We start from the raw sequence: 14,230 nt of genomic DNA on the forward strand, positions 1-14,230 counted from the left end.
ACCCGAAGGAGGTGTCCTGGCCTCTTAATTTTTCATTCAGTGCTTTCCTGCTTCCATTTATGGCTTGTCGTATCGGAATGCAGAAACGATATAGGCAATTCTTGATGTTCCGTAAGGCACAATTCCCCCCATAACCAACCAGATAAAGGCATATTCCCTTGTCAGGCCAAAGGCAATCATGCCGGCTATAATGGTCATAAATGAAGCGTACAGTGCGACCCGAAATGCTTTTTCAGCGCATTTCAATTCGATATACTGATTTCTCTCATCCTGCTCCGCAATCATATCCTCTTCCGTTTTTTTAGGTTTCAGAAGGGAAATACCGACCAGCAGAACAATAATAAAGAGAGCAACCCCTGCGATAGCTTTTTGCGAGGTTGTGAACGCGGTAATATCACCCAGATAAAAGCTGCCGAAGGCAGCCAATACCAAGAGCAGGCCCAGCATCTTACCCTTTCCGCCAAATAATTGCATAGTTATTTTTCCTCCGCTCCCTCGTCCTCGCCGTCAATATGCAGGGCCATTACCATGTGATAAAAAGCTGCAAGTAAGCAGATACCTATGCCGATAACCGCCTTTGGAATACCATGCGTAGCCTCGGTAAATATACAAAATCTTGATATTCCAATACCAACGGCAAGCAGTAATAATAAAATCCCCCGGATAAACATTTTCTTATTTGTGATCTTCATCCTGATTTTCCTCACATTCTACATTTTCTTTCAAGCAGCACAACTCTTCAACGGTCGTATGAAATACCTGTGCGATCTTGTAGGCCAGAACAAGCGATGGATTGTATTCGCCTCTTTCTATGGAATTGATCGTTCTTACTGTCACACGAACCCGGTTCGCAAGCTGCTGCTGCGTCAATCCTGCGGCAGTTCGCAAATCCTTGATAATCGTTTTCACGCTCCTCACTCCTCAAATAGGAAGTTAACTTCTTAGGAAGCTGACTTCATATTAAATTAGGGTAGCGAAAATGTCAAGAGAAATTTTAAGAAGCTTACTTCCTATTGAACAGTGAAAAAGCCATAAAAATATTGCATTAAAGGCGCGTCAGCCTCCGCTCCTGTCCATGGCGGCTTGCCGTTCATCTCGACCATTGACCGAGGCCGGATGCTGTGTTGAAAAATTTTTCAGGGAGGTATGGGATAACCCGCAACAACAGCATATAAAGAAACCTCGTATTATACGGAACACTTGATAAAAATCAAAAATTTCTTCATATTTGGAAACTTTTTCCCGTGAATTGTGCAGTATTTGCGCCGGTGAAAATCGTATCCGTGAAGAATGCGTAACCCCAAGCAGAGCTGTTTCATGCGGCACAGCGAGATGTGAAGCCGTCAGTCCGCCTGAGGCAGCCGTTTGGGCAGAAAGCTGGTCATGACAGTTGAATTCTCCTGTCCAGCAGGACGGCTCCCATGCGCTCCCCTTCTGAGAGGGAGATTTTTTCGGAATTCACAAATTCTTCATAGATACCCCCTTTACAAATGGAAAACATTGCGCTATGATAGCAGCGTTAGCACTCGAATGATATGAGTGCTAACGCTGAACTTGTTTTTCAAATTTTTATTTCTATAAGGAGGAACCCCATTATGAAACTCACTCCGCTCGCAGACCGTGTCATTCTGAAGATGGTGGAGACCGAGGAGACCACCAAGGGCGGCATTATCCTCACCGGCAGCGCCAAGGAGAAGCCCTCCGTGGCGGAAGTCATCTCCGTGGGTCCCGGCGGCAACGTGGACGGCAAGGACGTTGTCATGACCGTGAAGCCCGGCGACAAGGTCATCACCAGCCAGTACGCCGGCACCAAGGTCACCCTGGAGGACGTGGAGTACGTGGTTGTCCGTCAGAACGACATTCTGGCGATCGTGGAATAAATCTCCCGCTCCCGCTTGCAATCAGGAATCGGAAATTGTGGAACCGCCTGCAACGGCCAATTTCAAATCGTTTGGCTCTGCCGGACGCCAAAATTCCCAATTCCTAACTCCCCATCCCTAATTTATGAAACATGAAGCTCTATTACAGGAGGTTTGATTACTATGTCTAAGCTCATCAAGCGCGGCGACGAGGCCCGGAAGGCCCTGGAAGCCGGCGTCAACTCTCTGGCCGATACTGTCAAGATCACCCTGGGTCCCAAGGGCCGGAACGTGGTTCTGGACAAGAAGTACGGCGCTCCCCTCATCACCAATGACGGCGTGACCATCGCCAAGGAGATCGAACTGGACGATCCCTTTGAGAACATGGGCGCCCAGCTGGTGAAGGAGGTCTCCACCAAGACCAACGACGTGGCCGGCGACGGTACCACCACCGCCACCCTGCTGGCCCAGGCCATGATCCATGAGGGTCTGAAGAATCTGGCCGCCGGTGCCAATCCCATCGTGGTGAAGAAGGGCATGGCCAAGGCCGTGGAAGCCGCGGTGGCCGAGGTCAAGAAGCAGGCCAAGACCGTGGACGGCTCCAAGGACATCGCCCGTGTCGGTGCTGTGTCCTCCGGCGACGAGGAGATCGGCAAGCTGATCGCCGACGCCATGGAGAAGGTCTCTGCCGACGGCGTCATCACCATCGAGGAGTCCAAGACCGCCGACACCTATTCCGAGGTCGTGGAGGGCATGCAGTTTGACCGGGGCTATATCACCCCCTACATGGCCACCGACATGGAGAAGATGGAGGCCAACCTGGACGATCCCTATATCCTGATTACCGACAAGAAGATCTCCGTCATCGCTGACATCCTGCCCATCCTGGAGCAGATCGTCCAGTCCGGCAAGAAGCTGCTGATCATCGCGGAGGACGTGGAGGGCGAGGCCCTGTCCACCCTGATCGTGAACCGTCTGCGCGGCACCCTGAACGTGGTGTGCGTCAAGGCTCCCGGCTTTGGCGACCGCCGCAAGGAGATGCTGCAGGATATCGCCATTCTGACCGGCGGCACCGTGATTTCCGAGGAGGTCGGTCTGGAGCTGAAGAGCGCCACCATGGATATGCTGGGCCGCGCCCGCCAGGTGAAGGTCACCAAGGAGAACACCACCATCGTGGACGGCGCCGGCGACAGCCAGACCATCAAGGATCGCGTGGGCCAGATCCGCACGCAGATCTCCACCACCACCAGCGACTATGACAAGGAGAAGCTGCAGGAGCGGCTGGCTAAGCTGGCTGGCGGCGTGGCCGTCATCAAGGTCGGCGCTGCCACCGAGACCGAGATGAAGGAGAAGAAGCTCCGCATCGAGGACGCCCTGAACGCCACCCGCGCCGCTGTTGAGGAAGGCGTTGTGGCCGGCGGCGGCACCATCTTCGTGAACGTGATCCCCGCCGTGGAGGCTCTGCTTTCCAGCGTGGAGGGCGACGAAAAGACCGGTGTCCGCATCGTGGCCAAGGCCCTGGAGGCTCCCATCCGTCAGATCGCTGCCAACGCCGGCCTGGATGGCTCCGTGATCCTGGAGAAGGTCCGCACCTCCGGCAAGACCGGCTACGGCTTTGATGCCTACAAGGAAGAGTACTGCGACATGGTCTCCGCCGGCATCATCGATCCCGCCAAGGTGACCCGCAGCGCCCTGGAGAACGCCGCCAGCGTCTCCGCCATGGTGCTGACCACCGAGTCTCTGGTGGCCGATAAGCCCGAGCCCCCCGCTCCCGCTGCCCCCGCCGGCGGCGAGATGGGCGGCATGTACTAAGTGCAAAAAACATCAAGCCCCCTGGCGAAAGCCAGGGGGCTTTTCTCGTGGAGACTCGGCTTGTCGGCGGAGCACAAGCATCAAGCATTGAGTCCTCCACTGCGCCTTCGAGCGGGGTGAGCCGGAGTCGGGAAGCGCTTGCGTTCCGGCTATAACGCCGGAATACAGGATACGAAGCTTGTGATGGCAGGAAAGTGGGGGTGACAGGCTTTGCAGCGGCGCCCCGCTTCCACCAGCGGCACAGATGCTGCACATACTGAGTACCAGCAACCATTAAGCCCTTTGGCTTTACAGCCACAGGGCTTTTTCTCGTACGCTGGGGTCCATCAGCGTTGCCCTCCCCTGCCCATACTCTGGAAACCGCAGTCGGCATGCGTCATGGGCTATGCCTCTGCTCATGTCTGTCCGACCTGATACTTCTTCAGCAGCCGCCACAGTGTCCCCCGGCTGATCCCCAGTTTTGCCGCCGTCTGCGTCCGGTTCCCGCCGCATTCCTGAAGAACGGCCAGCAACTCCTCATAGGACAGGTCGATCCTGGTATGGGCGGCCTTCGGCATCAGCGGCGGGCACGGGGGCGGCGTCTCGGGAGAGGCGGCACTCTCCAGCAGATGGGCGATCAGGCCAGATACAGCGATGCCAGGCCGGTAAAGCACCGCCAGCCGCTCACAGAAATTCTGCAGCTCCCGGATGTTTCCCCTCCAGGGGCAGCTCTGCAGCAGACGGCAGTCGCCATCGCTCAGTTCCAGCGGACAGCCGTCGCCCTCCCGAGCCTGGAAGTTCCGAAGGAAGCTCTGCGTCAGCAGCGGGATGTCCTCCTGCCGCTCCCGCAGCGGGGGCAGGTTCAGCTGCAGGACATACAGGCGGTAATAGAGATCGCTGCGGAATTTACCTGCCCGGACCAGCGACTCCAGGTTCTTGTTGGTGGCCGCGATCACCCGGATATTGATGGGAGTCACCTGACTGTCCCCCAGCCGCATGATCTCCCGCTCCTGCAGGACCCGCAGCAGCCGCCCCTGAAGTCCCAGGGGGATCTCCGAGATCTCGTCCAAAAAGATGGTGCCGTTGTGGGCGATCTCAAACAGGCCCGGCTTACCGCCCCTGGTGGCGCCGGTGAAGGCGCCCTCCACATAGCCGAACAGCTCGCTCTCCAGCAGGTTCTCCGGCAGGGCGGCGCAGTTGATGGCTACGAAGTTGTTCTGTGACCGACGGCTCCAGGCGTGGATGCTCTGGCTCAACAGCTCCTTTCCGGTACCGGTCTCCCCCACCACCACGATGTTGGAGTCCGTCTGGGCAAAGGCCTTGGCCTCCTGGATACAGGCTATCATCCGCGGGCTGCGGGTGATGATGTCCCCGAAGGTGTACTTGGCCTTGTGTCCCTTGTAGTGGAGCTTTTTGCGCAGCTGGTCCTCCGTGGTCTGGATCTGCGCGGCGTTCAGCAGGGAAACCACAGTTCCAGCCCGGAGGCCGTGCATCATCATGTTTTTCGTTTTGACGGACAGGTGGGTGTTTTTGTAAGCGATAATCTCGTCCGTGTTCTCCGTCGCGGACACGATGCGGCTCAACGCCGGGGTGGAGAACACGGAGGATGCCGGCTTTCCCAGATACTGTTCCCGGCGGGAGAGCTGCAAAATCTGGATGGCAGCTGTGTTCAAAAAGGAGATCTGTTGATTGCGGTCGATGACCACCAGCCCCTCATAGGCGTTGTCCAGCATGGTTTGGAAGCTCAGGGCCTTCTCCCGTTCCACCTGACTGATCTTGGCCTGCTGCTTGGCCTCCGAGATGGCGTTCCAGAATGCCTCCCGGCCGGAGGTAATGAGCATGGAGGTCAGTCCGATCTCCTCCGCCAGGCGGCAGCCGGTGCCGCCGCCGATGATGACCCGCTTCCCGTCTCTGGCTGCCTGCTCCACACAACGGCGGATCTCCAGCAGGCTGTTCTCCTGAAAACAGTACGGCGTCACGTCCACACCCAGCTGGCGGGCCAGCTTCTCCACGCCCAGGATCATGTTCTGGGTTCCCAGGATGGCGGCCGGAACAGGGCCGTACTTCTGCCGCAGCTGCAATAGAGTATTGACAATGTCCGTTCCGTTGATAATCAGCTCGATCACCGGGATAGAGAGGGAACGGCGGCACAAGTCCAGATAGGTGGCGCCCCGGGCGATCATGGCGTCGCAGTCCGGCCACTGGGGCAGCAGCTCCTGGGTCGTGGACGCCACCAGGATGTCCAGTGAGTACTCCGTGGCGTCCAGAGCCTGCAGGCGCATCTGCTCCGTGTGCTCCTGGAACACGTCCCAGGCGAGATTTGCCATGCTGGCGTAGGGAATGACGATGGCAATCCGAACCATAGCAGCCTCCTGTTCCCAAAAATCGGTGTGCTTCTTTGCCCATCATAGCAAAAGCCGCTTTTTACGTCAAGCCGCCGTCTGTTCTATTTGAGACGATTTAGAACAGTTAAAACACTATTTTGAACGAATAAAACACTCTCCGGTGAAAACAACCAATTGAGGCTGCAAAATTTTGGAGACACTTTTGTGAAAATCTGAAAAACCGCTCAACGGAGTTTCAGCAAAAATTTTGTGGCATCCAAAAACATTGATTTTTCCAAAATTGGCACAGAGATTGCTTTATAATAAGGCGAACAACCAACAGAGAGGACGTGACAAGAATGGAAAAGAAAGTTCTGATCCCTTCGGACATTTCTCAGCCCGGAAAAGACTATCTCGCCGAAAAGGGCTATACCATAAAAATGGGCCGTGGGACAGACGAGCAGACGATTTTGGAGGATGTGGCAGACTGTGATGCCCTGCTGGCCCGGAATGAGCATATCACCCGTGCCATCATGGAGGCCGCCCCCCGCCTGAAGGTCATCAGCAAGCACGGGGTGGGGCTGGATAAGATCGACCTGGACGCGGCTAGGGAGCTGAACATCTGGGTCACCAACGGTCCCCTGAGCAATACCGTGGCGGTGGCGGAGCACACCATGATGCTGATCCTGGCCTGCGCCAAGAAGCTGGTCTTCTTTGACCGGGCGGCCAGACGCGGCGACTACGACATCCGCAACCGGGTCAAGGGCATGGATCTGGAGGGAAAGACCCTGGGGCTGCTGGGCCTGGGCAAGATCGGCCACATGGTGGCGAAGAAGGCCATCAACGGCTTCGGCATGGAGGTGATCGGCTATGATCCCTTCCTTCCTGCAGACCGCTGGGACCCGGAGGTGGGCCGCCGTGAGACCATGGAGGAGATCTTCGCCGGCAGCGACATCGTCTCCATCCACATGCCCTCCACCCCGGAGACCCGCAACAGCGTGGACCGCCGTTTGATCGGGATGATGAAGCCCACGGCCTATCTGATCAACGCGGCCCGGGGCGACCTGATCCGGGAGGCGGATCTGGCGGAGGCCCTGCAGAACGGCGCCATTGCCGGCGCGGGGCTGGACGTGTTCCAAACCGAACCCCCCAGCCCGGACGATCCGCTCTTCCAGCTGCCCAACGTGACGGTCACGCCCCACAACGCGGCTCTGACGCTGGAGACCACGGACCGCATGGGCCTCCACGCCGCTATGGGCATCGACGAAGTGCTCTCCGGCCGCCAGCCTTCCTGGCCCGTGGTGGTGCCCAAGGAGCCGAGAACATGATGCGATTTCAGAGGTGAGAGTGGATGAAAAAAACGATTCGCAACAAAGAGCTTCTGGTTGGCGTAATTTTTCTGATAGTAGGTGTCGCGTACTTCGCGCTGGCTTTTACAATTCCCAGCTATGACGCCTATGGCGGCTCCTCCGTGGTGGATTCCTCTTTTGTTCCCAAGGTGATCGGCGCTCTAATGACTGTTCTCAGTGTTTTGCAGCTGGTCTTTTCTTTGAGGGCCGGCAAAAACCCGCCCCCTGCAGCTCCCTCTGCGAAGCCGACAGAGGAAGACGGCACGTTCAAGGTGGAGGACTGGGACGATGACGCTGCCAACCGCAACGCCGACACCAAGGCACTGATTGCCATATTCGCGATTCTGATTGTGTACATGGCGTTGATGTCTGTGCTGGGCTTTCTCATCTCCTCGGCCCTGTTCCTGTTTGCCACGATGATGCTGCTGACACCGAAGCAGAAGCGGAAACTGCCTGTGATTGTCATCCTCTCTGTTATCGTGGCCATCGGTGTCTATTACCTGTTTGTGTACGGTCTGGATATGGTCCTGCCGGCCGGTATTCTCGGATAAGAGGAGGACATCACATGTTAGATCTTTTTATCGACGGCATCGCAGCAATCGCAACACCGGATACGCTGGCGTTGATGATTCTCGGTGTCATTGTGGGCATTATTTTCGGCTCCGTTCCCGGTCTGACCGCAGTGACCGGCATTGCGCTGTTTCTGCCGGTTACATACAGTCTTGGGCCCATCAAAGGCATGGCGCTGCTGATGGCAATTTATATTGGTGCCGTGTCCGGTGGTCTGATTGCAGCCATCCTGATCAACATTCCCGGCACACCGGCCTCTGTGGCCACCTGTTTTGACGGAACTCCGCTGGCCAGAAAAGGGCAGGCCTACAAGGCTCTGGGTGTGGGCACGGTGTTCTCTTTTCTGGGCACGATTTTCGGCATTCTGATCCTCGTATTTGTCTCCCCAATCATTGCTAATTTCGCTCTAAAATTCGGGCCTGCGGAGTATTTCTCTGTTTCGGTATTCGCCCTGACCCTGATTGCCAGCTTGGCAGGGAAATCTCTGATTAAGGGGCTGATCTCTGCGGCTCTAGGCATTATGTTCATCACCGTAGGCGCAGCCCCAATTGATGCCGTCAGCCGTTATACCTTCGGCTTTTCCGGTCTCCGCGGAGGCTTCGACATTCTGACCGTGCTGGTGGGCCTCTATGCCATTTCAGAAATCCTCAGCACTGCCGCGAACAAAAAGGCTCTCGCTGCTGGCTCCGGCCAAGTGATGCAGTTCTCCGGCAAGGGATTCGGCTTCACCCTAAAAGAATTTTTGAGCCAGAAATGGAATTTCCTGATTTCCGCGCTGATTGGCACCGGCATTGGTGTTTTGCCCGGCATCGGTGGTGCCACATCCAATCTGTTGGCATACACAGTGATTAAAAACAAATCCAAAACCCCGGAGAAATTTGGAACCGGCATTATTGACGGCGTAGTCGCCTCCGAGTCCGCCAATAACGCCACCATCGGCGGGGCCATGATTCCTTTGCTCACCTTGGGCATTCCGGGTGATGCAGCTACGGCTATGCTGCTTGGTGGTCTGATCGTCCACGGTGTCCAGCCCGGTCCCCTGCTGTTCACCACCCACCCCGATGTGGTATACGGCGTGTTTGCCGCCATGGTGGTTGCCTCCATTCTGATGATCCTTGTCCAGATGTTTGGCCTGCGGCTGTTTGCAAAGGTTTTAAAGGTGCCCAAATACTATTTGATGCCCATTATCATCGTGTTGTGCGTAGTCGGTGCCTTCGCACTCAATAACCGGCTGTTCGACTGCTGGTCCATCATTTTCTTCGGTCTGGTAGGCTATGCCATGAGCAAATTCGACATTCCTCTGGCTCCTATGATTATGAGCTTTGTGCTGGGAGAGACCATTGAGACCAACCTGCGCCGGGCGCTGATGTATTCTAACGGTGACATCTCTACATTTGTGACATCCCCCATTTCCTGCGTGTTCCTGGTGGCGGCTGCCATCTCCATCGTTCTGACGATTCGCAAGCAGCTAAATGACCGTAAAAAGGCAACTGCCTGAGGAATCCAACCGTGCACCACAGCAGACGCTGTTAAACATGACAAGAAAGGAAGATTCAACATGAAAACCTGGAAGAAATTGTTCTCTCTGTTTTGTGCAACCGTAATGATGTGCAGCCTGCTGGCTGGCTGCGGCAACAGCCCGGATACCCCGGCCGATGACGCCTCTTCGGAGGATGGCGGCACTGACTGGCCCACCAAATCCATCAACATGATCGTTCCCATGGGCGCCGGGGGCGACACTGACTTTAATGCCCGCACATATGCAAAATATCTGGAGGATGTGTTGGGTGAGACCGTAGTCGTCACTAATATCACCGGCAATGGCGGAGCGCTGGGTTCCGAGGAAGTCAAGAACGCCTCTCCCGACGGTTATACCTGCCTGTTTTATCACACCTGCCTGAATATCAACCAGGCCACCGGCATTGCCGACTACGGTTCCGAGGCATTTGAGACCGTGGCTGTGGTGGGAAAGAGTTCCGGCGAGGCCGTGGTCGTGCGGGCTGACGCCCCTTATGACACCATGGAGGAGCTGATTGCATATTCCCAGGCCAATCCCCAGACCGTAAAAATCGCCGCCAACACTGGAGCCACCTCTCACTGGGCATCCGTCGTACTGAATGTGGAGGAAGATGCGCAGCTGAATATCGTCAATGCCTCATCCTCTGCAGAACGTGTTGCGAATCTTCTGGGCGGCCAGTTGGATGTTATTATCAATCCCATCGGAACCGTTCAGGATTATGTGACCTCCGGTGATTTTAAGTATCTGGCAGTCACGACCTCCGAGCGGCTGGACTACCTGCCCGACGTGCCCACCTGTCTGGAACAGGGTGTGAATCTCTCCTACGATCTGATGTACTATGTCATGTTCCCCAAGGGGACCGATCCTGCCATCTGCCAGAAATTTGCCCAAGCGTTCAAAGAAATCTCTGAGATGCCGGAGTATGCCGAGGAGATCAAGACCGCCTACAACCAGACTCCCTATTTCCTCGACACCGAGGAGTCTATTGCCTACATTCAGGAAGAGAACGAGAAGATGATGGCCTATGCCGACTACTTCAAGTAATCTCCATTGACCAGCGTCCTCACAGCGGCAGGTCTGGCTGGTGACCGGCCGGACCTGCCGTCTTTTTGCCCTCATGTATTACTAAAGGAGGAATTTCCCATGTATAATGCGCACAAGATCACCGACAAAGTGGCCGCCGGCAAGCTGGCCATCGGGTCCCACGTGGGCTTTGACAGCCCCTTCGTCACCGAGATGATCGCCGGCTGCGGCTTCGACTTCATCTGGATCGACGGCGAACACAGCGCCATCGACCGCAAGGATATCCAGAACCATCTGATGGCCTGCCGGGCCGCCGGCGCCGCCGGCATCGTCCGGGTGCCCTGGAACGATCCCGTCATCATCAAGGCCATCCTGGACATGGGGGCGGACGGCATCGTGGTGCCCATGGTCTGTTCGCTGGAAGAGGCCAAGCAGGCCGCCGCCGCCACCCACTACCCCCCTGACGGCATCCGGGGCATGGGCACCCGCCGGGCAGTCAACTACGGCATCTGGGACAAGAATGCGTATGTGGCCGACACGGACAAATATATCCTCACCATTGTACAGATCGAGCACATTGACGTGGTAAAGGACCTGCCGGAGATTGCCAAACTCCCCGGCATCAGCGGCTTCGTGGTGGGACCCAACGACTTCACCATGAGCATGAACACCCCGGAGCGCACCTACACCGTTAACGACCCGGAGGTGCAGGAGCAATTTGACAAGATCGGCCAGGCCCTGGCCGGCACCGGCAAGCTCTTCGGCGTCTCCGGCGCCTGCAGCGAGAAGTTCGTCACCGACTGGATACGCCGTGGTGTCAACTATATGTGCATGAACTTTGACTTCAACTACATCGTCAGCGGCGCCAAGAACGTGATGCAGACCTCCCACGCCGTGCTGGACCAGCTGGGAAGGGCGTACTGAGATGGCGTTTCTGACACAGGAACAGCTGGACGCCCTGGCCCAGTTTGACACCCCCACCATCTGCAACGCCATCGAGGGCTTTGGTGTCCGGGGCCGGACCGAGGGCTTCACCCGGCCGGAGCTTCGGATGCGCGCCGCCATGAGCGACAAACCCATGGTGGGCTATGCCCGCACCGGCGTCATCTCCGCCCGGCAGCCGGCCACGCCGGCCCACAGCGCGGTGATGGAGGCGTATTACCGCCAGTATGAGGACTTCGACCTGCCTATGGTGGCAGCCATTCAAGACCTGGACCGGGTGCCGGTGGGCTCCTTTTGGGGCGACGTACAGGCCACGGTCCACCGGGCCCTGGGCTGCATCGGCGTCATCACCGACGGCGGCGTCCGGGACATCGAGGAAGTAAAGAGGGTCGGGTTCTACCTGTTCTCCAAGGAGGTGCTGATCTCCCACGCCTACATCCACATGGTAGAGGCCGGCACAGCGGTGGACATCTGCGGCATGACGGTCCGCCCCGGCGACCTGATCCATGCGGATGCCCACGGCGCCATCGTCATCCCCCAAGAGATCGCCGGGCAGCTGGCAGAGGCCTGCGTCCGGGCCATGGACGCCGAGGAAGCTTTGAAGGGGCCCTGTCAAGCCGCTATCGCCCGGGGTGAGAGGGTCACCGCTAAAGAGATCATGGCCTGGCGGGGCGAGATGCAGCGCCGCCGGGCGGCCATTGCGCCGAAGCAAGAACATCTGTAGAAAGAGGTCTTTCCCATGAAATACACAGTCGAATCCCTGCGGCAGTTCGGCATTCAGGTGGCGGAGAAGGCAGGTATGTCCCACCAGGACGCCGAGACGCTGCTGAAGAACCTGCTGTTCAGCGACATGCGGGGCGTCCGCTCCCACGGCATGACCCGCCTGAGCGGTTATGTGACCCGCATCGAGCGGGGGTGCACCTCCGCCACCGCCCAGCCCACCATCACCATGGACAGTGGTGCCGTGTTCTCTATGGACGGAAACAACGGCATGGGCTCCACCATCGGCACTGCCGCCATGCAGGCGTGCATCCGGCGAGCCAAGGAATACGGTGTCAGCTTTTGCACCGTAAATCATGCCTCTCACTACGGCTTCGGCGGCTTCTACGCCATGCAGGCCGCGGCAGAGGGCATGATCGGCTTCAACATCTGCAACTCCCCCGCCCTGGTGGCTCCCTTCGGCGGTGCCACCGCCATGTTGGGCACCAATCCCCTGACGGTGGCGGTGCCCTCCGGCAAGTACCCGGATCTGGTGCTGGACATGGCCACCAGTACCGTGGCCAAGGGCAAGATCGCTCTGGCCCTGAAGGAGGGCAAGTCCATTCCCGACAACTGGGCCCTGGCTCCGGACGGCAGCCCCACCACAGACCCCGCTGTAGCCAACAAGGGTGCCCTGACACCCCTGGGCGGCGCCAAAGGCTACGCCCTGGCCCTGATTATCGACGTGATCTGCTGCTGCCTCTGCGGCGGCAACAACAGCCGCCAAATCCCCCGGATGTTCGAGGATCCCAAGGAGCCCTCCGGTGTGGGGTACTTCATGGGCGCCATCGACATCGGCAGATTCGTGGATCTGGAAACCTTCAAAGCCCGGACCGACGCCATGTATGATGAGCTGAAGGCCGCCCCCACGGCACCGGGCTTCCGGGAGATCATGATCCCCGGGGAGATCGAGTTCCATCTGACCCGGCAGGCGGAGCGGGAGGGTATCGACATCAGCCCCGCCATTGAGCAGGACTTCGCGGATCTGGCCGCCAGGTACGGCGTCCCGCTGGAACTGCTGCAATCCTGCTGACTTTCCAGTGGAATCGGCTGTCCCCCGGCCCCTGCGGGCCGGGGGACACACAGACAGGAGGAATGAAATGCACATCGTCATTTTGGACGGATACACGGAAAACCCCGGCGATCTCAGCTGGGGAGAATTGGAGAAGCTGGGAGACCTGACGGTTTACGACCGCACCAGCCTCACCGATGAGGACGAGATCATCTCCCGGATCGGCGGTGCGGAGGTGGTCCTCACCAACAAGACCCCCATCTCCCGCCGAGTGATGGACGCCTGTCCCTCCATGCGCTTCATCGCCATGCTGGCCACCGGCTATAACGTGGTGGACATAGCCTGCGCAAAAGAGAAGGGCATCCCTGTCTCCAACGTGCCGGTCTACGGCACCCATTCCGTCAGCCAGTTTGCCATCGCCCTGCTGCTTGAAATCTGCCATCACATCGGTTATCATAATGATACGGTAAAGAGCGGGAAATGGGAACAGTGCCCGGACTGGTGCTACTGGGACTACCCCCTGATCGAGCTGGCGGGAAAGACATACGGCCTGCTTGGCTGCGGGAACATCGGCATCCACACTGCCGCCATCGCATCGGCCCTGGGGATGCATGTCATCGCCTACGACATGCGCCAGCGGGACGAAGCTCTGCAGCTGGGGGTGGAGTACGTCTCCCTGGACGAACTGTTCGCCCGGTCCGACGTTCTGGGCCTCCAAATGCCCCTGTTCCCCTTCAACACCGGCATCATCAACCGGGAGAACATCGCCAAGATGAAGGACGGGGTCATCATCATCAATAACAGCCGGGGCCAGATGGTGGTGGAGCAGGACCTGGCGGACGCCCTGAACTCCGGCAAGGTGGCGGCCGCCGGGCTGGATGTGGTGTCCACAGAGCCCATCCGGGGCGACAACCCCCTGCTGACCGCCAAGAACTGCATCCTCACCCCACATATCTCCTGGGCCCCCAGGGAGAGCCGCCAGCGCATCATGGACTGCACCGTGGACAACGTGCGGGCCTACCTTCAGGGCGCCCCCATCAACGTGGTCAACCCGTGACCGGACCGGGGCGGGCCTTCCGCCC

14 protein-coding genes are annotated in these 14,230 nt (G+C 57.9%); 10 read left to right on the plus strand and 4 right to left on the minus strand.

Features of this window, described 5'->3' with window-relative positions; translation table 11 throughout:
- Positions 1–57: 57 nt before the first annotated feature.
- The 3 genes from HMPREF1546_RS03095 to HMPREF1546_RS18075 are packed head-to-tail and all read right to left on the minus strand — an operon-like array spanning position 58 to position 909.
- Complete coding sequence (locus tag HMPREF1546_RS03095) at positions 58–474, minus strand: hypothetical protein (protein ID WP_021750284.1); 417 nt, start codon at positions 472–474, stop codon at positions 58–60.
- 2 nt (positions 475–476) lie between these two features.
- Positions 477–692, minus strand: a complete 216-nt coding sequence (locus HMPREF1546_RS03100; protein WP_021750285.1) for a hypothetical protein — start codon at positions 690–692, stop codon at positions 477–479.
- Positions 676–909, minus strand: a complete 234-nt coding sequence (locus tag HMPREF1546_RS18075; RefSeq protein ID WP_021750286.1) for a helix-turn-helix transcriptional regulator — start codon at positions 907–909, stop codon at positions 676–678. Before HMPREF1546_RS18075 ends, HMPREF1546_RS03100 begins: the two co-directional genes overlap by 17 nt.
- A 686-nt stretch (positions 910–1,595) precedes the next feature.
- On the opposite strand from HMPREF1546_RS18075, the gene groES reads away from it, so the two are divergent.
- Both groES and groL read left to right on the plus strand, forming a co-directional pair.
- Entirely contained in the window at positions 1,596–1,880 is a 285-nt protein-coding gene (gene groES / locus HMPREF1546_RS03105) for a co-chaperone GroES (protein ID WP_025544992.1), read from the plus strand.
- Between the two features lie 162 nt (positions 1,881–2,042).
- Complete coding sequence (gene groL, locus HMPREF1546_RS03110; protein WP_021750290.1) at positions 2,043–3,671, plus strand: chaperonin GroEL; 1,629 nt, start codon at positions 2,043–2,045, stop codon at positions 3,669–3,671.
- A 395-nt stretch (positions 3,672–4,066) separates the two neighbouring features.
- Here groL and HMPREF1546_RS03115 read toward each other — a convergent pair whose 3' ends face one another.
- A complete protein-coding gene (locus tag HMPREF1546_RS03115; protein WP_021750291.1) occupies positions 4,067–6,013 on the minus strand; it encodes a sigma-54-dependent Fis family transcriptional regulator in 1,947 nt (648 codons plus the stop codon).
- 320 nt (positions 6,014–6,333) lie between these two features.
- Here HMPREF1546_RS03115 and HMPREF1546_RS03120 point away from each other — a divergent pair, with 320 nt between their 5' ends.
- The 8 genes from HMPREF1546_RS03120 (at position 6,334) to HMPREF1546_RS03155 (ending at position 14,205) form a co-directional block, all read left to right on the plus strand.
- Complete coding sequence (locus HMPREF1546_RS03120) at positions 6,334–7,302, plus strand: hydroxyacid dehydrogenase (protein WP_021750292.1); 969 nt, start codon at positions 6,334–6,336, stop codon at positions 7,300–7,302.
- Between the two features lie 23 nt (positions 7,303–7,325).
- Entirely contained in the window at positions 7,326–7,874 is a 549-nt protein-coding gene (locus HMPREF1546_RS03125; protein WP_021750293.1) for a tripartite tricarboxylate transporter TctB family protein, read from the plus strand.
- Positions 7,875–7,888: 14 nt separating this feature from the next.
- Positions 7,889–9,391, plus strand: a complete 1,503-nt coding sequence (locus HMPREF1546_RS03130) for a tripartite tricarboxylate transporter permease (RefSeq protein WP_021750294.1) — start codon at positions 7,889–7,891, stop codon at positions 9,389–9,391.
- 60 nt (positions 9,392–9,451) lie between these two features.
- Entirely contained in the window at positions 9,452–10,456 is a 1,005-nt protein-coding gene (locus HMPREF1546_RS03135; protein WP_021750295.1) for a tripartite tricarboxylate transporter substrate binding protein, read from the plus strand.
- Positions 10,457–10,555: 99 nt separating this feature from the next.
- Positions 10,556–11,359, plus strand: coding sequence for an HpcH/HpaI aldolase/citrate lyase family protein (locus HMPREF1546_RS03140; RefSeq protein WP_021750296.1), 804 nt, complete (start codon positions 10,556–10,558; stop codon positions 11,357–11,359).
- A 1-nt stretch (position 11,360) separates the two neighbouring features.
- Entirely contained in the window at positions 11,361–12,101 is a 741-nt protein-coding gene (locus HMPREF1546_RS03145; RefSeq protein ID WP_021750297.1) for an RraA family protein, read from the plus strand.
- Positions 12,102–12,116: 15 nt separating this feature from the next.
- On the plus strand, positions 12,117–13,169 hold the full coding sequence (locus HMPREF1546_RS03150) for an Ldh family oxidoreductase (protein ID WP_021750298.1): 1,053 nt from the start codon (positions 12,117–12,119) through the stop codon (positions 13,167–13,169).
- Between the two features lie 67 nt (positions 13,170–13,236).
- Positions 13,237–14,205 carry a D-2-hydroxyacid dehydrogenase gene (locus HMPREF1546_RS03155; RefSeq protein WP_021750299.1) on the plus strand — a complete coding sequence of 323 codons (969 nt, stop codon included), beginning with the start codon at positions 13,237–13,239 and terminating at the stop codon, positions 14,203–14,205.
- Positions 14,206–14,230 lie beyond the last annotated feature (25 nt).

It is taken from the genome of Oscillibacter sp. KLE 1745 (genome assembly GCF_000469445.2).
Classification (GTDB): Bacteria; Bacillota; Clostridia; order Oscillospirales; family Oscillospiraceae; genus Oscillibacter; species Oscillibacter welbionis.

Bases quoted from the DNA above. Each gene is read 5' to 3' on its own strand.
- groL (WP_021750290.1), top strand. From the start codon at position 2,043: ATGTCTAAGCTCATCAAGCGCGGCGACGAGGCCCGGAAGGCCCTGGAA.
- HMPREF1546_RS03120 (WP_021750292.1), top strand. From the start codon at position 6,334: ATGGAAAAGAAAGTTCTGATCCCTTCGGACATTTCTCAGCCCGGAAAA.
- HMPREF1546_RS03100 (WP_021750285.1), bottom strand. From the start codon at position 692: ATGAAGATCACAAATAAGAAAATGTTTATCCGGGGGATTTTATTATTA.
- HMPREF1546_RS03150 (WP_021750298.1), top strand. From the start codon at position 12,117: ATGAAATACACAGTCGAATCCCTGCGGCAGTTCGGCATTCAGGTGGCG.
- HMPREF1546_RS03155 (WP_021750299.1), top strand. From the start codon at position 13,237: ATGCACATCGTCATTTTGGACGGATACACGGAAAACCCCGGCGATCTC.
- HMPREF1546_RS03145 (WP_021750297.1), top strand. From the start codon at position 11,361: ATGGCGTTTCTGACACAGGAACAGCTGGACGCCCTGGCCCAGTTTGAC.
- HMPREF1546_RS03115 (WP_021750291.1), bottom strand. From the start codon at position 6,013: ATGGTTCGGATTGCCATCGTCATTCCCTACGCCAGCATGGCAAATCTC.
- HMPREF1546_RS03135 (WP_021750295.1), top strand. From the start codon at position 9,452: ATGAAAACCTGGAAGAAATTGTTCTCTCTGTTTTGTGCAACCGTAATG.
- groES (WP_025544992.1), top strand. From the start codon at position 1,596: ATGAAACTCACTCCGCTCGCAGACCGTGTCATTCTGAAGATGGTGGAG.
- HMPREF1546_RS03130 (WP_021750294.1), top strand. From the start codon at position 7,889: ATGTTAGATCTTTTTATCGACGGCATCGCAGCAATCGCAACACCGGAT.
- HMPREF1546_RS03140 (WP_021750296.1), top strand. From the start codon at position 10,556: ATGTATAATGCGCACAAGATCACCGACAAAGTGGCCGCCGGCAAGCTG.
- HMPREF1546_RS03095 (WP_021750284.1), bottom strand. From the start codon at position 474: ATGCAATTATTTGGCGGAAAGGGTAAGATGCTGGGCCTGCTCTTGGTA.
- HMPREF1546_RS03125 (WP_021750293.1), top strand. From the start codon at position 7,326: ATGAAAAAAACGATTCGCAACAAAGAGCTTCTGGTTGGCGTAATTTTT.